This window comes from Paraeggerthella sp. LCP19S3_G8, assembly GCF_052119225.1.
Taxonomy (GTDB): domain Bacteria; phylum Actinomycetota; class Coriobacteriia; order Coriobacteriales; family Eggerthellaceae; genus Paraeggerthella; species Paraeggerthella hominis.
Map to the genome: position 1 here is coordinate 18,020 of NZ_JBQKFQ010000011.1, position 20,685 is coordinate 38,704.

Sequence of the window (20,685 nt, forward strand, 5' to 3'; positions counted from 1 at the left end):
ACAAAACGCGCACGGTCGACACATACGTTTTTCAAGGTCAACTTTTATACTGGGTATCAGCAAATGAAAGGCTCCCCTCCTTTTCAATTTGCTTCTGCTTACCCCTTAAAGCAGAGTCGGTGCCCAAGAGGCACCGTACACCCCCTCCTTGCGCCCGGCGGAGCTCCCCTCTCCCCGGGCCGATCCTTTTCCGGGCAAAAAGCAAGCAAGGCAAGACGGGGCATCAGCCTCGTTTCCCGCCTTGCTAGTCCTGCTCCCTTGCCCAGCCCGCCAACGCCTACTTTCCCGCGTTCTTTCGCTCGAACAGAATGTTGTTCGTTTCTAGCCAGCTTTCCACGGTACCGGTGTCGAACCCGTCGGCCGGGTCGATGACCAGCGCGTACATCTCCTCTTCGCGCAGCACGGCGTCGAGCGCGTCGGTCAGCTGGATCTCGCCGCCCACGCCCGGCTCCACGTCGGCCAAAAGCTCCATCACCCGCGCGGACAGCAAGTAGCGGCCGAACACCGCCAAGTTCGACGGCGCGTCTTCAAGCGCCGGCTTCTCCACCAGCGCGTCGATCTTCCACACGTCGTCGGTCACGGGAGCTCCCGCAATCACGCCGAAGCGGCTCACCTGGTCATCGGGCACCGGCATGACCGCGATCACGCTGGCTCCGCCGTGAGCGTCGGACACCTCCTGCATGCACGGCAGCATCTTGTTGTCCGGCACCAGCACATCGCCCAGCAGCACGTAGAACGGCTCGTTGCCGGTCTTCTCGTGGGCGCAGCGCACCGCATGCCCCAGGCCCAGCGCCTCGTCCTGGTACACGTAGCTCACGTTGTAGTTGCCCACCTGCTCCACCACGTCGGCGTACGCATCCTTGCCGCGGGCGCGCAGCGTGGCAACCAGCTCCGGGTTCGGGCTGAAGTGATCTTCGATAGCCTGCTTCTCGCGGCTGTTGATGATGACCACCTCGTCGGCGGCGGATGCAAGGCCCTCTTCGACAACGTACTGGATGGCCGGACGATCAACAACCAGCAGCATTTCCTTCGGCTGCGCCTTCGTGGCAGGAAGGAAGCGCGTGCCCAAACCGGCGGCGGGAATCAGAGCTTTCATGGCTTCGGGACCTTTCTTGAGTCGCATTTCATACGCGAAGCGCCGCAAGAGCGGCGCTTCGTCTCATTCGTTTCGCTATTGTAGCACGGACGCAAGATGCGTCGAACGTCCCGCTATTTCGCCGCGGTCTTCTCGGCCAGAGCCTCCTCGAGCACGGCCATGTGCGCTTCGGTCTTCTTCAGACCGCGCACGATAATGAACACGTATACCAGAATTGCAGCCCACATCAGGGCATACGCCGCGATGATATACGGGGCCGACGGAATGATGGTGCTGTAGATTTCAACAAGAACCGGATTCATGGATGCTCCTTCTCAACGACTCGTTCGTCATGTTCGCGCAATTCCCCGCTGCCGCATCGCCTATCGTGCAGACGCGGCAGCCGAGCGCGTTAGTCTTCCAGCTGCTCCTTGACGGCCTCCACGCGCTGCGCCAAGCGAACCTGACGAAAGCGCAAGCGGTACAAGGCGAATCCCACCATGATCATGCCCAGCATGACCACGCCCACCGTCATGCCCATATCCGGCGACATGCCGCCCTCGCGAAGCACCACGGGATGGATGCTCGAGGGAATAAGGCGCGTCACCATGTAGCAGATGGGCACGTCCACGCATGCGATGATGCCCAGAACCGACGAGTACGTGGCACGTCGCTCCGGCTCGTCGATGGCGTTGCGCAGCACGAAGTACGCAATGATGATCAGCATCAGGATAAGGTACGTGGTCAAGCGCGGATCCCACGTCCACCACACGCCCCACTCGAAGCGCGTCCACAAATCGCCCGTGATCATGGTGCACGTCACGAACAAAAGCGCAATTTCCATACACACCTTCGCGCACGTGTCGAAACGCTGGTTCTTCGTCATGAGGAACCGAACGCAGTAGTAGCCTGCAAACGCCAGCGCGCCGAACGAAACCAGGGCGACCGGCATGTGGAAATAGAAGATCTTCTGGGACAGCAGCAGCTTCGACGACACCATTTGGCCGCCGATCAGCTCCACGCCGTTCACGGCGGCGCCGTTCACCGGCCCCGCGTAAAGAAACGCCATAAGGAAGCCGACCGTGGTCAGCACGGCCCCTGCCAGCAACGCCCATGGCGCCACCCGGTCAGGCCACTGCCCCGCCTCCGGCAGCTTGAGCGGCTTTTTCTCGTCAGTCATAAACCCTCCTTTTGTCGAGCGCCCAACACCTTGCAGCGTTGAGCGGCTTCAGCGACCATCAGGCCGGCGAAGCGCCTACGCGCTGATAACGAAATCGTACAGCACCCAGCTCAGCAGCAGCATGATCACATCGTAGCCACCCGCCAGCATAAGCGACAGCGAAAACACGTCCATATACCCCTCGGCCCCCACGATCACGGCCGTCGTGGCCGACGCGCACGCGTACAGCAGCGGGAAGATGAGCGGCACGAACAGCACCGCCAGCATGACGTCCTTGCCGCGCGTGTTGATGGTGATGGTGGACAAAAGCGTGCCAATGCCCGCCATGCCCACGGTTCCCACCAGCAACGGCACTACGAGCAGCCAAAAATGCTCCGACGGCGAAACCGTTGTCAGGAAGAAGAAGTAGAACAGCGGCACGGCCAAAACCTCTACCACCAGCAAAAACAAAAGGTTCGACGTAGCCTTCGCCAGAAAGATGACCGATCGATCCAAGGGCACCAGCAAAATGCCCTCCATGCAGCCCTGCTCCTTCTCGTGCGAAAACGAACGGTTCAAACCCAGCAGCGACGTGAACACGATCAGCGCCCACAGAAGGCCGCCGCTGATCTGGAGCACGTCCAAAGCGCTCGTGGTCTGGCCGAGCGCCGCGCCGTACACGATAAGCACCAACAGTGCGTAGATGCCCATGGACGTGAGCATCTCCTTGGTGCGAAACTCCTGCTCCAAGTCCTTGCGCAAAAGCGTCTTGTACTGCTGGAACGTCGAGGGCTTCTTCAAAACCACGGACATGTTACGCCACCCCCATGCCGACGGTCTGGCGGTACAAGCCGGAAAACTCGTCGAAGTCCAGCGCGTCCTTCTGATCGAACGCGACCACCTTGCCCTTCGCCAGCACCAGCGCGTGCGTGCACATGGCGAAGCCCTTCTGCAGATCATGGCTGACCATGACGAAGGTGCGGCCCTCGCGCTGCTGCTCGATCAGCTCATCGAATATCTCCACGGCATGCGGGTCCAATCCCGAGTACGGCTCGTCCAGAAACACCACGTCAGGATCGTGAATCAGAGCGCGCGCAATGCTCAAGCGCTGCGTCATGCCGCGCGAGAACGTGCGCACGACGTCCAAGCGGCGATGTTTCAGCTCAACCGACTCCAGCAGTTCGAGGACGCGCGCCTCGGGGTTTTCCACCCCGTAGAGACGCGCGTAGATAAGCAGGTTCTGCTCGGCCGTCAAATCCGGGTACAACATGGAGTTGTGCGAAATGAGCCCGATGTGGTCGCGCGCTTTGTCGGGTTCCTCCTTGATGTCGATGCCCATGAGCGTAGCCGATCCCGACGACGCGCGGGCAAGCGTGGACAGCACGCGCAGAAACGTCGTCTTGCCCGCACCGTTCGGCCCGAAGATGGACAGGAACGCGCCTTGGGGAACTTCGATGGACACGTTGTCCACCGCGCGACGGTTGCCGAACACCTTGGAGAGCTTCTTGGTCTTGATAGCCGCTTGCGCATCGGTCATGACGATTACGCCTCCGCTTTCGCAGATGCAGGTTCGCAGCCCTCGCTCTTCGAATCTTCCATCGACGCAGCAGCATCCGCACCCGTCAGCTTGCGGCTGGCGCCGCGCTTGCCTGCCGTGGCAATCAACACGCCTGCCATCAGCAGGAAGAAGCCGATCCAAACCTGGGAGATCAGCGGGTTCACGCGCACGTCCATCGAGAAGTCGCCGTTTTCGTTCACGCCGCGATACACCACGAACAAGTCCTCGGTCGGGAACGAAATAACGCTGGCCACCAGCTTCTGCTGCTGAGTGGACTGCACGAACTGCACGGTCGGATCAACCGAGCCGACGAACTGGCCGTCCTTGTACGCATCGAAGTGCACCGTGTACAGGATGTCGTCCTTGTTGTCCTGCGGCACGATTTCGTTGCCGGTGTACTTGAGCGTGTAGTCCTTGACGACGAAGTCCTCGGAAGCGGTATCGGTGGCCTCGTCGTAGCCGACGTAGGCAACCTTCTCCGTCACGTACATGGACGAGCCGATCAAGCCCACCAGGATGACCGCCATGCCGAAGTGCGCGACGAAACCGCCGAACGTGGAAGCGCGATTCACCAGCATGCCGAAGGCAGCCGACACCGGATTGCCGCCATGCCCCTTTTGGTAGCCGCGAACCGCGCGGCCCAGCATGAACAGCGAGTTGAAGAACAGCAAGCTGGCCACCAGCAGACCCACGGCCGCCAAGCCGTTGTAGTACCACGCCGGACCTTCTTCCATCAGGCCCTCGGCATTGATGCCGCCTGCCGCGATCACCGCGTTGTAGCTGGGAACCAGATACGTCACGAAGTACACCATGAGCACGGCGAACAGCACGAGCGCGCACACGGCCGGCACGCGCGCGCGCTTCCAGAACTGCTTGCCGTCGGTCTTGCCCCACGAAAGCAGAGGGCAAATAGCCAAAATGGCAAGGTAGACAATGCCCAAAGGACGGGCGATGGCATTGTACGTGCCAGCGGAAATAGCCTGGCCGCCAAACGGCATCCAACCCGGCAGCGCAGAAGCGATGGTCAGGTACGCCAGCAACGTGGCGAACACCACCATGATCACGTTGTTGAAGTAGTAGGCCGCATCCTTCGAGAGCATGTTCTCAACATCGTCGGAACCCGAAGCGCCCGGACCGAAGCTCTTCCAACGGATGACCAGCCCAACGATACCGGCCACGACGGACAGCACGATCAGCGCCCCAAACAGCACAAGCGAAACCGGGTCGCCCTCGAACGCGTGAACCGACTGAACCAAGCCGGAGCGCGCGATGAACGTGCCCACGATTACGAACGCGAACGTCAGGCACGCGCACATCACGCTCCAGCGCTTGAACGCGCCGCGTTGACGATACACGGTGAAGCTGTGGATGAGGGCCACGCCCACAAGCCACGACAAAAGGCTTGCGTTCTCCACGGGGTCCCAGCCCCAGTAGCCGCCCCAACCCAGCACGACGTACGCCCAAACCGCTCCCAGGCCGATGCCCACGCCCAGGAAGAACCACGAGAACAGGGTGTAGCGCTGCGAACGGACCACCCACTCTTTAGAGGAGTCGTTCACGATGAGCGCGGCAATGGCGTACGCGAACGGGATGGTCAAACCTGCGTAGCCGATGAACAGCGTGGGCGGGTGAATGGCCATAGCCCAGTGCTCCAGCAGCGTGTTCATACCCAGCATGGAAGCCGAGCTGGTCAGCGTGCCGTCAGAATTGAAGTACTTGAGCGGCGTGGCCGTGAACGGCATGTTGCTTTCGGAAAGCAGCAGCACGCCCACGAACGCGGCCAACACCAGCTGGCTGACCAGCAAGGCCATGGAGTCCAGCTTGCGCGGGCTTTTCAAATTGCGCACGGCCACCACCGCATTGAACGCGGCGATGAGCCACGCCCAGAACAGAAGAGAGCCCTCGCGACCGGCCCACAAGCCGGACAGTTTGTACAGCCAGGCCAGCTCGCCCGAAGCGTCGCTGTGCTGGCGCAAAACGTATTCGATGCTCATGTCGCCCGTCATGAAGCAGAAGACCAGGATGCCGCAGCAGAACGTCAGCGCCACCGCCGACAGGATCACGCCAATATGGCCGCCCCAGGTCAGCGTCTCGCCTATACCGCCTGAGCGCTTACGCGCAAGCAGCGCGCCCGCAAGCAGGCACACGACGGACACCGCCACGCCCGCAAAAGCGACCAGAAGCCCGATCACACCAATAGTTGCCATGTAGTTTCCTTCCGAAGCGGCGGCCGAAGCCGCCGCCTATCGTCTTAAGATTCGCGTTTCCGCTAGCCCTGCAAAGCCACCTCGGTCGCGGCGAACTTGCCGCCAGCGTTGATGGAGCCCGTCAGCACCAGCTGGGTGCCGTCCTTGATCTCGTCGGAGATGGCGCCGTCGAACAGAACCGGCAGCTCTTCCCCGCTTTCCGCGTCGACAAGCACGAAGCGGTCGCCCGACCCGGCCGCGACCAGCGTGCCGGCCTTCACCGAGCCAGCCACCTTGACCGGCTTGTCAAGCACCTCGTCGCCGTAGCCCACCAACTGGGCGACCGTAAGCGCGTCGGCCGAGTTCTCGTACTTCGACGGGCACTTCGTAACCAGCTCGGACGCGTTCAGAACGCCTTCTTCGGTCATCTTGCCCGTGCAGATCGCCGTCACGTCATTGCCGAACGTAGCCGAAACGCCGCCCTCGAAGCGCACTTTGACCTGCTGGGACTTGTCGCCTTCAGGATCGTAAATGGCAAACGTCAGCACGTTGTCCTTCGTTTCGAAAGAATTCTCCACCACGTTGCCGCTCACCTGGATCTTCTGGTCAGCGTATCCCCCGGTTGCAGCTTCTGCAATCGAAACGCTCTTGGCAGAGCTCGATCCCCCGACCACGGCCAAGACCACGACCAGCACCATAACGATAATCCCCGTCACCACGACCATACGACGTTTCGTTTTCGCGTTCACGCTCGCCTCCTCATGCTGTTTCCCGTACTGTTTTCTGCAATGTCTCAAAGTTCCGAAGAGCGCCATGGCAAAATCCAAGAGCTTGCCATGCGAACCGTCCACGGCGTGTGCGCTCGCGATGCGAAGCGTACTTCGCACGTGCCGCGACCAGCCATTTCGTTCTTCGGACCTTTGACAAAAGGAGCCCGTCCAAGCGCATTGCGCTTAAGGCGGGCTCCCTCGTGCTATTCAATTGTTCGCTCGAAACGCGAGCGTACGAAGCAAAGCTTTACGCCGTCTGGAGCTTCTTCGCCTCAGCGACCGTCAGCCAGCCCTCGGGCACCTCGGCCTCGCTGTGGCACGACGTGCAGTACATCACCGACGCACGGTGTGCCTTATGGCACTCGGTGCACTCGATCTCGCCATGCTGCGGCACGTGCGGGTTGAACTCCATGCCGCTCGTAGCCTTCACCAGATCGTCGCGCGTCAGGTTGTGGCAGCTCTCGTTCAGGCAGAACTGGTCAGCCTCAAGACCGCGAGCCTCAACCAGATCGGCGCCCGTGCGCTCCTCAAGCGGATACACGTAGTTGCCGGTAACCCAGTTGATGCCTTCGGACATCTGCTCCGACATAGTCGGAATGTGGCAGCTCATGCACGTTGCGCCAGCGCCGCCCTGATCGGTCGGCATCTTGTGCGACACGCACAGCATAGAACTGGTGTTCTTCACTTCGTTGCCCCACTTGTCAACGCCTGCCGTGTTCGGCTCCTGGTCGTACGTAGCGTTGTACTGATCCATCGGCGTATGGCAAATGGCGTTGCAGAAGCTCGGCTGCTCATGCCAAACCCAGAAGCCGGCACCGGCTGCAATCAAAACAACCGCGACGACACCCACAACGATCGGCCACTTCTTTCCCTTTTTCTTAGGAGCGGCTTCCTTGGTCGTGGAGTTATCAGCCTCAGTTGCCTCGGTGGCGGCTTCCACTTTGGTTTCCTCTTCGCTCATACTCTTTAACCCCCTTTCAAACATACTCGTCTCTTGCATCCCGTCTGCGTCCGTTTAGGGAAGCATCGTTTCGATGCCAAACGGAAACACAAGAACTTTACCACATGCATACTACCGGTCAACCGGGAAAAAACCTATCACCCATTTGGGGGGAATTAGCCCGGATTGCCCCCATTTTTCGTGTGATTCGGCTTTTTTCGCTCAATTTTTTGCATAACCTCGCGTAACCCCGCACGACCGAAATCCGGCTCCCCTGGAACAGGGGAAGGAAGCATGCGCCCCCTTCCCCTGCCCTCAGAAACGTTGGAGAGAACGTCCCTGTCGCGTTATGCGAGTTTCGCAAGCCCCTCGTCGACAGCTTTCTCGGCCTTGTCAAGCGTTTCGAACGTCAGCGTGGGGTTATGGGCGCCCTCGCTGTTTTCGACCATCACGAAATCCCAGTAGAACTGAGCGTTGCGCTGAATCTTCTGCAAGGAGGCCAGTTCCTCGGAAGCGGCGGGAACCTCGGTGCCTGCTTCCTTGGCAGCCTTCATGGCGGCGATCTCGTCAGCGTACTTCTCGGCGATGCCCTTGGTCAGAGCCTCGATCTTCTCGCTGATAGCCGTCACGCGAGTTTCTTCTTCAGCCTGCCAATCGGCAACCTGCTTCTTGAGATCCTTGTGGCAGCTGTTGCAGTCGTTCTCGAGCAGCTGCTTGTTCTCGAGCGGGCTGGTCCAGTTGTGAGACGTGTACTCGCCGTTCTCGCCCTCGACGGTGCCCATGTGGCAATCGCCGCAGCTGTAGCCGTTCTTGGCCATCGTGGTCTGCTTGCCGCCGTAGATGGTCTCGAACTCAGGATGCTGCACCTTCAGCATGGGGGCCAGCGTGTCAGCATGCTCCCAATCTTTGAAGTTGCGTTCGTCGTAGTACGCCAGAATAGCGTCGGGGGTCATCTGCTCGAGGCCCGTGTACGGGTTCGTGGTGGCCTTGGTCTCGCCATCGAAGTAGTACTCGTTGTGGCACTGGCCGCACGCCTGGGCGCCCAGCGGGGCAGCCTTGTCGTCGTTGGCGGCGTTGCCCAGCGAGTCAACCCAGTACGAATGCGTCAACTTGATCTGAGACGGATCGTTCTCGTGGCAGTTGTAGCAGCTGATCGGCTCGGTGAACTGACCGATCATGTCGTTGAACTTCTCCTTGTAGACGCCCTCGCCCTTTTCGTTCACCATGGCGGTGAACTGCGGCGTCTTGCACGTGATACAGCCGGCAAGCTGCTCTTTCTTGATGGTACGAGGAGTCTCCTTCACGCTCTTCAGCGAATACACGTGGCTGGAAGCCTCGTCGTAGCCCAATGCGAACGCATAACCTTTGTACATGGTGTTCAGAGCCGGGTACAGCTCCAGATAGTTATGCTTGCCGGAATCCGGCGAATTGGCATCGTTTTCCTTGTACGTCTTGTACTGATCGGGATAGATGTCCTTCCACGAATCAGCAACGACAACGCCGAACTCGTCTGCAGCGGGCATTTCCACCTTCTGCGTCTTGCTCTCTTCTTTCTGGTCCGCTTTGCCGTCGGTAGCAGCCTGGGGCGCACATGCAACCAGCCCCATGACCATACCAAACGCGCATAGCGATGCGGTCCAGAGAGCGAGTTTGTTCTTCTTGACCTTAGTCATACAAATCTCCTCCCTTTGACTGACGATCTCTCCTCCACAAAATATACAAGCTTTCTCAACATAAAGCGAGCATACCAAGATCAACTGCGGGGATTTCACCCTGCGCATTAGGGGAAAACCCTTACATGCTGCGTCAGCCTCATGCCGATGCGGTTTCGATCCTCAATGTCGCAACCCGTTTATGCGGTATCATGGACTTATGAGTGACGCGCATATCTTTCTCATGTCTAAGGAGTTTGCGCCCGAGCGGGCCTTGCTTCAACTATAGGAGCCCCATGCGTGCAGGAATCAGAAACTCGACAGCTTCGCTGGTTGCCATGCTGGCCATCGACATCTTGGTCGTGCTTATCTTGTCCCTCGGATTTCTAAACAGGGACCAGGGCGACCTGGGAACGTTCCTGCAATTTGGCAGCGGCCGCATAGAGAGTACCCTTGGCCAAGCCTACCTGGGGATCGAGCTTGCGGAAGCCGTAGTGGAATCCGGCTACGATACGCTTTCCGACGACGAACTGGAAATCCTGCTCGACCCCATAGCCCGTCAGCCAGAAGTGCGCAATATCTCGTTTCTCCCCCATGGCATCGTCGAGCACGTATTCCCTCGCGAAAGGAACGAAAGCGCTATCGGAGACAACATTTTCGAAATGCCCGAGCGCAAAAAAGAAGCGGAGATCGCTCTGGAAACCCGCGAGCCCGTGCTATCCGGACCCTACGAGCTTACCCAAGGGGGGTCGGGGTTGATTTTGAGAAAGGCAGTGTTTCTGCCGGACGAAAACGGAACGGAAGAGTTCTGGGGCATGGTGTCTCTTGTGATGGACACTCGGAGCGTGCTTGAAACCATCGACCTGGAAACGGTCGACATGCTGGGATGCGAGTACGAGTTGAGCGCCACGGTCAATGGAGGAGAAAAGACGCTCATGGAGGCCAGCAGCAACTATACGGGGCGCGGCGCCGTGTCCGTCAAGATTCCCCTGGCGAACGGATTTTGGCAGCTTGACATCGAAAAGCGTCCGGACAGCTTGGAAGGCGCCATCGTTTTGACCGTGTTCCTATCGGGCCTGATCATGTCCATCATGCGATTCAGGTACTTGAGGAAAAAGGAAGACGAGCTTGAGCGCGTGCGCAACGAGGCATGCGTCGACAACCTGACCGGGCTGGGAAACAGGAGCATGCTCAAGCAATTCGAGGCTTCGGCGACCAAGGGTTCCGATTCGTACACGATTTTCTACTTGGACCTCGACAACTTCAAGGATATCAACGACACCTACGGCCACGATGCCGGCGACAGGTTGCTGATCAGCGTTGCCGACAGGATACAGTCGATGATACGCAGCGACGATCTGGCTATCCGACTGGGCGGAGACGAGCTTGCGATCGTGCTTCGAGGCGTGTCCGGTGAAAACGGGATTCGCGCGTTCTGCTCCAAGCTGGAAAGCCTGAACAGCGAACGCGTCGACATCGGGCAGACTGAATTGCCGATTGCCTTGAGTTTCGGCTACGCCACCTTCCCGACCGAAGGATCGAGCTTCGAAGAAGTCCTTCAACTGGCTGATTCCAGGATGTACGAGCAGAAGAGAAGCTAAGGCGACGGGCGTCGTATCGGTCGAGCCGCATGCGACGTGGTTATGCTGCGGGTGAGTATGCACTCGCACTTGATTTGCTGCTAAAGCAGCGCCGAGTCCTTAGCTTGTTTATTTTGGGCGACATTCCAGCAACTGGGCCTTTCGGACAAAAGGTGCTCCGTACGAAAATCGGGGCGAAGCCGTTGGCCTCGCCCCGATCAAGTTTCCGTGGTGGAGATGATGGGATTCGAACCCGCGACCCCCGCGTTGCGAACGTGATGCTCTCCCAAAAGGTACGTATACCATCACAATTCAGTAACTTAATTGGTAATTCGTTCTTTGACTTGAAAACGACCCACCATATCCCTCGAACAAGAAGGGGCTCGAGGCACTCTTGATTGCGCTGTTGTTTTTAGGCATACTCGTTTTACCGGCTTCTGAAAGGAACGGCCTTGGAAAACGACGGCGTTGAGATGAGCAGCGGAACTAAAGCGACCAACGATATCGCTTTGACTTCATTCGACCCCATCGATGTCAAGAGCCTCATCTACGTTATGCGAAACCAGCAGGTCATGCTAGATAGTGATCTGGCAATGCTGTATGACGTGGAAACCAAGGTTTTCAATCAAGCAGTGAGGCGTAACGAAAACCGCTTTCCCGAGAGATTCCGATTCCGACTTACCTCAGAAGAGCACGAACGTTTGAGGTCACAAACTGTGACCTCAAACGGAAGAGGAGGAAGACGCTATCTTCCATATGTGTTCACCGAACAAGGGATCGCGATGCTTTCTGCAGTTCTCCGTAGCGACATCGCAGTCGAGACGAGCATTCGCATCATGGACGCCTTTGTGGAGACCCGTCGATTCCTCGCAAACAATGCGGCTCTTTTCGAACGTATCGGACAAGTAGAACTGAGGCAGCTTGAATATCAGAAAGAGACCGACAAAAAGCTCGACCAGGTTTTTGCCTGTATAGATAGCGCGCCTGAGACAACCCAGAAAGCTTTCTTCGATGGTCAGTTATTCGATGCTTTCAGTCTTCTGGTCGAACTCATTCAGAAAGCCCAGTACAAGATCGTGCTCATAGACAGCTATGTCGACGTTTCGACGCTCAACATCTTGGCTAAGAAAGCGACGGGGGCGACTGTGACCATCCATACGTTGCCCAATACAAGGTTGACGCAAACCGACATCGACACGTTCAACTTTCAGTATCCCGCATTGAAAGTGCACCACACTCGGGCCTTCCACGACCGATTCTTGATTATCGACGATTCAATCGGATATCACATCGGGGCATCGCTCAAGGACGCCGGCAGGAAGTGCTTCGCTATAACGAAAATCCAAGATGCCAAAATGGTGGAAGACATCCTGGACCGACTGAAAAAAGCTTAAAAGCGGGAATCCTTAATTAAGCCGAAAGCCGACAATTCCCCACTATGCGGAAAGAGAAAAAATCGGGGCGAAGCCATTGGGCTCGCCCCGATCAAAATTCCGTGGTGGAGATGATGGGATTCGAACCCACGACCCCCACGTTGCGAACGTGATGCTCTCCCAGCTGAGCTACATCCCCACGGCATGTGCGCTTATCGCGCGAGGCAACATTTTGCCCGTATCGGGCCCATTTGTCAAATGGCATTTTGCGGCACTCTGCAAAATGTACACGAACGGGGCCCAGGACCGAATCCGTCAAGGCTCAGCGTACCCATCATCGGAGGGATCGACGCCGAACTCGACCCGATACTCTTCGTCCGACATATACGAAAGGATATCGCCAGGTTGGCACTGCAGCACCTCGCACAACATCCCCAACGTCGAAAACCGCATGGCCTTCACCTTGCCCGTCTTGATGCGAGACAAGTTCACGTTAGTAATGCCGACCTTATCCGCCAGATCGTTCAGCGAAATGCCCCGGTCCGCCATAACGCTATTAAGTGTAAGGACAACTGGCATGTATCCACCTATATGGTTTCGTCCGAGAATTCCTGAAGAAGTACGCCGTATTTGAACACAAACGAAAAAGCGAAGATGACCGCCGAAGCAACAAAGGGAAAAAGGTTCAACGTGGGAACAAAGCCTTCGTCAACGCCGCCCGCCATGAATGGGACAACGCTGGTAAGCACAACCTCAAGCACAGCGTATACCAGGAAGAACGCCGACACAACCCTCAGACGGCGAACCTGAAGCATGGTAAAAGGAGACCGACCTTTCGATGCGTCCGAAAACACCTTGATAAGCGTCACGCAAACCGTGGCCATCGCCGCCGAAGAGGCAATGTACACCAGAAAAAACGGGAAGGTGACCGCGTAATCGTAAAAGCCCGGAACGATCAGTGAGAAAGCCATCACGCTCGCAGAAGCCAGCCACCACGCGCAAAGCAACACGAAAACAACCTTCATGAGCAAGCTGATCGTCTTGCACACCCTGCCCGTCCTGGCCAAAGAATCTTCCACCGATAGAGGCTCACCGCCGAACATGCCCACATCCCCTTCCGAAAACAAATCACGACGGTGCAAGCTCTGCGCCGATCGCACATCTCGATCGCGGCAACTTAAGAAGGCGGGGAGAACCCTCCCCGCCAACCGATCTAAATGCCTATTGCAAAGCAAGAACCGTTAATGCCAATAGGATAGCAGATCGCTTTCGGATCGACATCGCTATAAAACAGCATGGGCCTACCTCCTTCCCTGAATGGACTCGGACATGGCTCGACCCAAGGCATCGTAAAACGCCTGGGTCATCAGGCAATAGGAATCCTTCGATTCCAAATCGCCCGATTCGAACAGCGAGCGGGCCCGACAGCCACCCCCGCAGATTCGCACATAGCGGCACGCTCCGCAGTCCTCGAACTCCGCCGCGTCGAGCATGCGGAACATCCGCGACACGTTTGACCTGAGCGCCTCGGCCACCGATCCGGAAAACGCATTGCCCATCGCATATTCGCCACGATGCAGCATGTGGCAAGGGTATATCGTCCCATCGGCGGCAATGCTCAGCGTATTGTATCCAGCCCCACAGTTTCGACGAACCGACAGGCTCATCCCCACCGGCGCGTCCATGGCGGGAATCGGCTTGCCTTCTCCGAGCGTCAGCAAAGAGCGACCCAGCATGCGCAGCTCTTCATCCCCCGGCAGCAAGCCTCCCAAAACCTCGTCGGATGGCTCACAGGTAAGCAGGCTGAAGTTGAGCGTTGCTCCCAAATCCTTGGACAGCCTCACGTAATCGGCAAGATCGTTCACGTTGCGCGCATGAACCGTCGGGATAATATGCGCGGCGATGCCCGCTTCGCGCACCATGCGCACCGCTTCGACCAGCTCGGAAAAACGCTGCTTTCCACGAATGTACGCCCGCGAGCCCTCAGAACATCCATCGAACGATACGGACACGCAGTCGACAAAAGGCGCCATGCGCTCCAAAGCGGCACGGGACATGCACGTTCCGTTGGAAAGCACCGTCACCGACGCCAAGCCGCACGCTCGCTTCGCATGCTCGACAATAGCGGGAAGATCGTCGCGCAAAAACGGTTCGCCACCCGAAACAACCAACCTCGATGCGCCGGCGACAGCCAGCTCGTCCACGCCGCGCAAAACATCGGCAAGAGGAGCATCGTCAAGCGCATTGCGCTGATCATCCAAGGAATAGCACCCAGCGCACGTCAAATTGCAGCGTTGCGTAACGTGAAGATAGGCGGAAAGCACGCGCTCGGACGCAACGGCCTCCTGGAAGAACCCTCCCTTGACCAAGTGCTCAAGCAGCAGAGGATCGACAGCGGAAACGTCTTCCACCGGCACGTTTTCCTTGAACATGCGCGCGCAAACGCCCGCGCCCGCCTCGTCCAGGCCAATCACATACCCCGTCGAAAGACACCCCACAAGCGTCACTCCCGCAAACTCGAACGAAACAACACCCTCGGCGAATTTCATACACGCTCCTCGTCGCAGTCGAATCGCTTACGTCAAGCATTATGGTGGCGGCCCCCTTGCCCCAAAAGAACAAAACGTACCAACGATCAATCAAATGTTGCAAGCAATACAATTGATATATGATAATTAGCTTCAATATGTAATCCGGGGGTTACGTATTGAAATTACGGCTATCATCTGGGGCTTTATTCAATCCATTTACTCGCAAAACTACACAGCAATTTAATGTTTTATGATAAATTTGTACCTGAGCGAACCAGAGAGGCCAACCCTTCGAAAGAACGACGTCCATGAACATCAGTCAGCTGGAATACTTCGTAACCACCGTGCGATACGGCAGTTTCTCCATGGCTGCAAAGAAGCTTTTCGTGACGCCGCAAGCAATCTCCAAAGCCGTTGGCGACCTAGAGCGCGAACTCCACGTATGTCTTTGCGAAAAGACGGGACGTGCCGTCGAGCCCACCGAGTTCGGCCGCCTGTTCTGCATACGCGCATCGGAAGTGCTCTGCTGCTTGGCGGACCTGGAATCGCTCGCGAAAGACCACGCAGCCGGGCAATCGAAAGAAGGCCGGGCAGCGGTGTCCGTGGCGTGCTCGCCCTGCCGAGGGAACGTGCTGCACGTCCAAGACTTTTCGGCGTTCAACGCGTCGTACCCCCAGATAAAGCTGTCTTTGTCGTTCAACGCGGGCAGCACGGGATTGTCCGCCGTCGAAGAAGGACTCATCGACGGCGCCGTCATCCTCGGCCGCGTGACCAAGCCGAACATCACTTGCATAAAGCTGCATTCCGTTCAGCCGTCCCTGATGGTGTCGCAAAACCATCCGCTTGCATCAAGAAGCGCGATTCACCTTGAGGACCTTCGGAAAACCCCTTTAGCGGCCCCGGAAGACATCAGGTACTGCCAAGGCGTCATAGCCGACCACCTTCGCGCGAAGAACGTCGAGCCAAGCTACACTATGCTCGAACCGTTCGTTGAGGCCCATCGGCGCTTTCTCGACAAAGAGCACGGTGCGGTGTTCGTCATCGACGATCCAGCCTTGCAAGAACTCTATCCGAACGCCGTTGCGCTGCCCCTTGCACCCGAAGATCTTATCTCCATCCCACTTTGCTTCGTGCACGCAAGCGGCAATGCCAACAAAGCGATGCTCCAAGCAGAGCGCTACCTGCTTGGCATCGTCACGCGCCTAAGAAGAAAACCGCAAGCCATGCCCGAGCATCATTGACGACAAGCCAAGCGAAAGAAGGAAGGAAACGATTATGGGAACATCTTCAGATCGCGAGCTGAACCTCCGCATCATCGAACTCTCGCAAGCCATCGCGTCGCTTTTCGACACCGCGGACTCGACCGACGACGTGCCCTCGCTGAGAGACGACGTGGTGCGCGCCATCAGCGAGCAATCCAGCATTGCCCGCCAGAACGTTTCCACCTCAGAGCCGCAAGACTAGCTCCAAGGCGAGTCGCAGTCGCAACCGCACAAGAAAGTTCCGCTTGCTGTTCCTATCAGGCAGCAGTCTGCAAAAAGTCCGGGAAGCTCCTTGCCGCAGGAAGCGAACGTCCCGGTGAAGGGCTTTGCCGTATACTGTGCGCATGGATACTTTCGAAACAGGCGCGCCCAAGCGCGACGCGATACCGCTCGAGCACGAGCACGAAACGCACGGCCCCAGCGACACCGGAATGATGACGCATCGGTTCTATGCGTTCAACACCGTCGTCACGTTGCAAGCCTACGCCGACCCCGATCGATGCCGCACCGCGTTCGAAGACGCGCGCGCTGCCTGCCGCTCGTTCGAGCGATCGCTGTCGCGCACGCTTCCCCATTCGGACATAGCGCGCCTCAACGCTGCCGAGGGGGCGTCGACGCCCATTGGAGCCGATACTGCCCAGCTTCTGAACGAAGCTTTGCGCTACTGCGCGGACAGCGAAGGGCGGTTCGACATCACCATGGGGGCTGCAGTGCGCCTCTGGAACTTCCACAAGGGCGTCATACCTGATCAAATAGCCTTGGAGGAAGCCCTTTCCCATGTGAATTGGCGCGGCGTGCACGTGGAGCAAACGGACGGCGGCTGGGAAGCACGGCTCGACGACCCGCAAGCGGCAGTGGACGTAGGCGGAATAGCCAAGGGATGGATAGCCGATCGCCTGGCGGAACTCCTAGCATCGCACGGCCTTGAATCGTTCATCGTGAATTTAGGCGGCAACGTGGTTGCGCACGGGCAAAAGCCGGACGGAAGCCCTTGGCGCATCGGGTTGCAAGACCCACGCGACAAGCATGCACTGGTAGGAGCTGTTGCGATCAGGGAAGCTTCCGCAGTAACAAGCGGCGTGTACGAGCGGTGCTTCACCCGGAACGGCGCGCTGTACCATCATATCCTGAACCCGGAAACAGGGTACCCCGTCCAAACCGACGCAGCGGGCGCAACCGTGCTCGCGCGCCGATCGATTGACGCCGAAGGATACTCGACCACGCTGCTGGCGCTGGGCATAGAGCGCGGATGCGCTTTCGCTCGCAAGCATCCCGCCATCCTTGCCGCGTACTTCGTCAACGCCGAAGGCAACGTGATCGAAGCGTAGGCCAAGCGTCAAGCGACTCGAAACGAAAGGCGGGCCCGTTCGCACGGTGCCCGCCTTCTCTATAAGTATGCCAAAAGGCTAGGAAAGTACTTTCTCTCCCTCAGCGGGGCTAACCTCGGAAACGGCGCCTTCGGCCTCGGGCACGAAGGGCTCGAACAGCGGCTCGCCGTTCTGGGAAAGCTCAACCATGCCGGTTAGAACGTCAACGTACTGGTAGGACTGACGAGCGGTGCGCCCGCGCTTGCGATCGACCTCCAGGATGAACAACTGAGGGTGCACCTGCATGAGCACGCCTTCGCTCTCAACAATCTTGGAGCGGCCCATGTTGGCGCGCACTTTTAGGCGTTGACCGACGAAGTCATGTAACGTATCATGAATGGAGTCGACGATTTTGGCTTGTTTCGCTAAATCCATGCTCACTCTTTCTCGCTTATGCTATATACAGAGATAACAAATTAAAATTATACCATTACAGTCAATACAGAGGGAAATCTGCACGAATCCCCCTTAATTCGCATGTTTTCAGCCCCTTACAACCTTTTTCATGCAGAATCGCTCGCGTGCTCTACGCAATGTTTTCTTAGGTAAACTATGTCGCTTTCGTTTTGCTCGTTCACAAGCTTCGTCCTTATATGCTACTTTATTGGCATCATATAAGGACGAGGACGAGCAGGAAGCACCATGGGAAAGAAACGCGATCAGGAGAAGAAAGCCGCCAAGAAGAAAAAGTCCGCGAAGGCCGTCGAGAAAAGCAAGAAGGCTTCCGCGAAAAAAAGCGGAAGTCCGATTGAGGGGCGGACATGCCCTTGTTGCAAAAAGTCATGTCCGCTCGCAAACCCCAAATGCGGAAAAGGCAAGGCGCTCAGGAAAAAGCTGCTGCAAGCTTTCAAGAACGCAGCCTAAGACGCGAGAAATGGGCGGGTCGTTGGCCCGCCCGCAACAAGGCAAGAGCGCTGCGCCGGCGAGGCGTCTCCCCTGGCTCACGGGCTCCGCCTCCCCGCTTCGCCCCTAAACGATTTGCTGCAAAGCAGCTCCCAGCTTAATGAACTCGGGCAGGTCAAGGGTTTCTCCACGACGCTTGGGGTCGATGCCGGCATGATCAAGCAGTTCGGGCAGGCGCTCGATCACGCGCGCCCCCTCGGCACCGCGCCCGCCGAAATACGTCTTGCACGAATTCGCTATGGTCTTGCGGCGCGTCGCGAACGATGCGTCCGCCATCACGGCAGCAGCCTTGAGGGCGGCGGCGTCAAGCGGATCGCCGGCCTCGTCGAACACGGGACGACGATCGAGCCGCAGGACCGCGCTTTCCACGCGCGGAGGCGGGAAGAAGTTGCCCGGCCCCACCGCAAAACGACCCGCCGGCTCCGCGTACAGGCGCAGCTTGACGGTGTACGCGCCGTACGTTTTGGTGCCGGGCTGCGCCGCCATGCGGTCGGCGACTTCCTTCTGCACCATAACGGTGGCGCTTTCCAGCGACGCAAAGCCCTCGAAGTAATCGAGCACCACGGTGGCGGCAACCGCATACGGAAGATTCGCTACCAGCTTGGTCGGGGAAAACGGCAAGTCCTCGGTGCGCAAATCAAGCGCATCCTTGCTGATCAGCGTAAAGCGGTCCGCCCAGGGCGCAAGCGTTTCCGCCAGCACGGCAGGCAGATCCGCATCGCGCTCGACCGACGCGACGCGCCCCGCATGCTTCAGCAAAGCGATGGTAAGCGTCCCGATTCCGGGGCCCACCTCCAACACGTCGTCGCTTTCGGACACCTGGGACAGCGCGACGATCTTTTGCAGGATAGCGTCGTTGATGAGGAAGTTCTGGCCAAGCGAGTACTTGGTCGTCAAGCCGTGCGCTTCCAGAACCGCACGCGTTTCAGCCACGCTCGCCAAAGGCGAAAGCTTGGTCATAGCGAATCTCCTGTCGCAGTTTCGGCGCGCGGCTCGACCGCACGCGGATGGACGCCATCGGGGCCCGAGCACGTGTAAGCCGAAGCGGGGTGCACGCGCCCGCCCGTCAAAACGTCAGTACCTTCGGGCACGCTGCCATCAGGCGGAATAAGGCCCACCCAATCATGCACCGTATCCAGCCGAAGCCCCGCCACGGCCAAAGCCGATCGCACGGTGCCCACAAGCGGGCCGAATCCGTGCGGATCGCCGCCCTCCCCCATCACGTGCAGGTCAGCGGGGCGCTTCCGCTCTTGACGGCGATTCGTCCAAAAGTAAGGTTGCAGCCGATCGAGAAACGCCTTGAACTGCGCGGGGACCCCGGCAAAGTACACCGGCGTCACCACGACAAGCTGATCGCACTCGTTGAGCAGCCGGCGAACGCGCACCATGTCGTCGGCGATGATGCAGTACAGCTCGTCGCGCCCGGGCACGTTTCGCCTGCACACATCGCACCCCGTGCACGGCGCGATATGCACGTCGGACAGCATGACCACGTCGACGCGATCGTCGGGGCACGCATCCTCGTACGCCCACCGAATCGCCTCGCACAAGGCCGCGCTACGACCTCGCGCGCGCGGAGACCCGCATATAATCAGGCGATTCACGTGCATCACAACCCTTCGCGCGACAAGGCAGCACCTGCGGAACCGGCTGCTCGAGCTTCGGACGCCGCCTTCTGCCACGCCGTTGCAGGGCGATCCAACAGATCGCGCGCGTTTTCCATCATGCGCTCAAGAAGCGTCGCGCGGTCTTGCCCCGGCTCGCACCCGCGCACCTGCGCCATGCGCTCTGCGGTGAAGATGACGTGCTCGGGACCGCAGGTCATGCCGCGCATGGGCTCAGGCGTCATGTACGGAGCGTCCGTTTCGGTGACCAGGCGATTCTCCGGAACGCGAGAGGCGGCATCGCGCACGTCGTCGGCGTTCTTGAACGTGAGCGGCCCGCCAAAGGCCACATAGCACCCCTCTTCGACCCACGGCTCCAGCACGTCCCACCCCAAATTGAAGCAGTGGAGCAGCGTCCCCGCCGCAGGGAAGCCCTCTTCGCGCATGAGGGCAAGCGCCTCGTCGTGAGCCTCGCGCACGTGCAGCACAACGGGAAGCCCCGCCTCTTTCGCCAGGCGAACCTGACGGCGAAACGCACGGCGCTGATCTTCGCGCGGCGAGAAATCGTAATGGAAGTCCAGCCCTATCTCGCCGACGGCGCACACGCGAGGATCGGCCAGTCGCGCGCGCAGATCGGCTTCCAACCCGTCGTCGTAGTACCGCGCGTTATGGGGATGGCATCCCGTTGCAATGCGAATCCGCGGCACGCGCGGAAACGGATCGCT

Annotated in this window: 21 protein-coding genes and 1 tRNA gene; 5 read left to right on the forward strand and 17 right to left on the reverse strand. The window is 58.7% G+C overall.

Translation table 11 applies throughout. The features are described 5' to 3' along the window. Nucleotides 1-277: 277 nt before the first annotated feature. The 9 genes from ACTQZK_RS11195 to ACTQZK_RS11235 all read right to left on the reverse strand — a co-directional run bounded on the left by ACTQZK_RS11195 (nt 278) and on the right by ACTQZK_RS11235 (nt 9,361). On the reverse strand, nt 278-1,096 hold the full coding sequence (locus ACTQZK_RS11195) for a UTP--glucose-1-phosphate uridylyltransferase (RefSeq protein WP_418830163.1): 819 nt from the start codon (nt 1,094-1,096) through the stop codon (nt 278-280). A gap of 113 nt (nt 1,097-1,209) precedes the next feature. Next, entirely contained in the window at nt 1,210-1,398 is a 189-nt protein-coding gene (locus ACTQZK_RS11200; RefSeq protein WP_114566510.1) for a hypothetical protein, read from the reverse strand. An 89-nt stretch (nt 1,399-1,487) separates the two neighbouring features. Further along, nucleotides 1,488-2,255 (reverse strand): cytochrome c biogenesis protein, encoded by a 768-nt coding sequence (locus ACTQZK_RS11205; protein WP_114566509.1) that lies wholly within the window; start codon nt 2,253-2,255, stop codon nt 1,488-1,490. Nucleotides 2,256-2,330: 75 nt separating this feature from the next. Next, a complete protein-coding gene (locus tag ACTQZK_RS11210; protein WP_114566508.1) occupies nt 2,331-3,047 on the reverse strand; it encodes a heme exporter protein CcmB in 717 nt (238 codons plus the stop codon). Nucleotide 3,048: 1 nt separating this feature from the next. After that, nucleotides 3,049-3,771 carry an ABC transporter ATP-binding protein gene (locus ACTQZK_RS11215; RefSeq protein ID WP_114566507.1) on the reverse strand — a complete coding sequence of 241 codons (723 nt, stop codon included), beginning with the start codon at nt 3,769-3,771 and terminating at the stop codon, nt 3,049-3,051. Between the two features lie 5 nt (nt 3,772-3,776). Next, nucleotides 3,777-5,999 carry a heme lyase CcmF/NrfE family subunit gene (locus ACTQZK_RS11220; RefSeq protein WP_225748658.1) on the reverse strand — a complete coding sequence of 741 codons (2,223 nt, stop codon included), beginning with the start codon at nt 5,997-5,999 and terminating at the stop codon, nt 3,777-3,779. A 62-nt stretch (nt 6,000-6,061) separates the two neighbouring features. Next, the gene (locus ACTQZK_RS11225; RefSeq protein ID WP_114566592.1) at nt 6,062-6,727 is read right to left on the reverse strand and encodes a cytochrome c maturation protein CcmE domain-containing protein; all 666 of its coding nucleotides are present in this window, start codon (nt 6,725-6,727) and stop codon (nt 6,062-6,064) included. A 268-nt stretch (nt 6,728-6,995) separates the two neighbouring features. Then, on the reverse strand, nt 6,996-7,709 hold the full coding sequence (gene cgr1 / locus ACTQZK_RS11230) for a cytochrome c-type protein Cgr1 (protein ID WP_114566505.1): 714 nt from the start codon (nt 7,707-7,709) through the stop codon (nt 6,996-6,998). Nucleotides 7,710-8,035: 326 nt separating this feature from the next. After that, entirely contained in the window at nt 8,036-9,361 is a 1,326-nt protein-coding gene (locus ACTQZK_RS11235) for an ammonia-forming cytochrome c nitrite reductase subunit c552 (RefSeq protein WP_428420244.1), read from the reverse strand. Between the two features lie 275 nt (nt 9,362-9,636). On the opposite strand from ACTQZK_RS11235, the gene ACTQZK_RS11240 reads away from it, so the two are divergent. Both ACTQZK_RS11240 and ACTQZK_RS11245 read left to right on the forward strand, forming a co-directional pair. Beyond that, complete coding sequence (locus ACTQZK_RS11240; protein ID WP_418830169.1) at nt 9,637-10,941, forward strand: sensor domain-containing diguanylate cyclase; 1,305 nt, start codon at nt 9,637-9,639, stop codon at nt 10,939-10,941. 431 nt (nt 10,942-11,372) lie between these two features. Continuing rightward, nucleotides 11,373-12,314, forward strand: coding sequence for an ORF6N domain-containing protein (locus tag ACTQZK_RS11245; RefSeq protein WP_441899672.1), 942 nt, complete (start codon nt 11,373-11,375; stop codon nt 12,312-12,314). Between the two features lie 102 nt (nt 12,315-12,416). Here ACTQZK_RS11245 and ACTQZK_RS11250 read toward each other — a convergent pair. The 4 genes from ACTQZK_RS11250 to ACTQZK_RS11265 form a co-directional block, all read right to left on the reverse strand. Then, a tRNA-Ala gene (locus ACTQZK_RS11250) sits at nt 12,417-12,492 on the reverse strand. Nucleotides 12,493-12,608: 116 nt separating this feature from the next. Further along, nucleotides 12,609-12,872, reverse strand: a complete 264-nt coding sequence (locus ACTQZK_RS11255; protein WP_114566494.1) for a helix-turn-helix domain-containing protein — start codon at nt 12,870-12,872, stop codon at nt 12,609-12,611. An 8-nt stretch (nt 12,873-12,880) separates the two neighbouring features. Then, a complete protein-coding gene (locus ACTQZK_RS11260; protein WP_231088247.1) occupies nt 12,881-13,396 on the reverse strand; it encodes a DUF2975 domain-containing protein in 516 nt (171 codons plus the stop codon). Nucleotides 13,397-13,594: 198 nt separating this feature from the next. Next, complete coding sequence (locus ACTQZK_RS11265) at nt 13,595-14,842, reverse strand: radical SAM/SPASM domain-containing protein (RefSeq protein WP_216529023.1); 1,248 nt, start codon at nt 14,840-14,842, stop codon at nt 13,595-13,597. Nucleotides 14,843-15,132: 290 nt separating this feature from the next. On the opposite strand from ACTQZK_RS11265, the gene ACTQZK_RS11270 reads away from it, so the two are divergent. From ACTQZK_RS11270 to ACTQZK_RS11280, 3 genes are all read left to right on the forward strand, one after another. Then, entirely contained in the window at nt 15,133-16,065 is a 933-nt protein-coding gene (locus ACTQZK_RS11270) for a LysR family transcriptional regulator (protein ID WP_216529022.1), read from the forward strand. A gap of 34 nt (nt 16,066-16,099) precedes the next feature. Next, nucleotides 16,100-16,288 carry a phenylalanyl-tRNA synthetase subunit alpha gene (locus ACTQZK_RS11275; RefSeq protein WP_114566490.1) on the forward strand — a complete coding sequence of 63 codons (189 nt, stop codon included), beginning with the start codon at nt 16,100-16,102 and terminating at the stop codon, nt 16,286-16,288. Between the two features lie 142 nt (nt 16,289-16,430). Continuing rightward, entirely contained in the window at nt 16,431-17,414 is a 984-nt protein-coding gene (locus tag ACTQZK_RS11280) for an FAD:protein FMN transferase (RefSeq protein WP_216529021.1), read from the forward strand. A gap of 78 nt (nt 17,415-17,492) precedes the next feature. Here ACTQZK_RS11280 and ACTQZK_RS11285 read toward each other — a convergent pair whose 3' ends face one another. The 4 genes from ACTQZK_RS11285 to ACTQZK_RS11300 all read right to left on the reverse strand — a co-directional run bounded on the left by ACTQZK_RS11285 (nt 17,493) and on the right by ACTQZK_RS11300 (nt 20,667). Next, nucleotides 17,493-17,828, reverse strand: coding sequence for a Veg family protein (locus tag ACTQZK_RS11285; RefSeq protein WP_114566488.1), 336 nt, complete (start codon nt 17,826-17,828; stop codon nt 17,493-17,495). A gap of 594 nt (nt 17,829-18,422) precedes the next feature. After that, nucleotides 18,423-19,316, reverse strand: coding sequence for a 16S rRNA (adenine(1518)-N(6)/adenine(1519)-N(6))-dimethyltransferase RsmA (rsmA, locus tag ACTQZK_RS11290; RefSeq protein WP_216529020.1), 894 nt, complete (start codon nt 19,314-19,316; stop codon nt 18,423-18,425). Further along, entirely contained in the window at nt 19,313-19,966 is a 654-nt protein-coding gene (locus ACTQZK_RS11295; protein WP_231088248.1) for a flavodoxin family protein, read from the reverse strand. Before ACTQZK_RS11295 ends, rsmA begins: the two co-directional genes overlap by 4 nt. Beyond that, on the reverse strand, nt 19,966-20,667 hold the full coding sequence (locus ACTQZK_RS11300; RefSeq protein ID WP_216529019.1) for a TatD family hydrolase: 702 nt from the start codon (nt 20,665-20,667) through the stop codon (nt 19,966-19,968). Before ACTQZK_RS11300 ends, ACTQZK_RS11295 begins: the two co-directional genes overlap by 1 nt. Between the last annotated feature and the right edge of the window lie 18 nt (nt 20,668-20,685).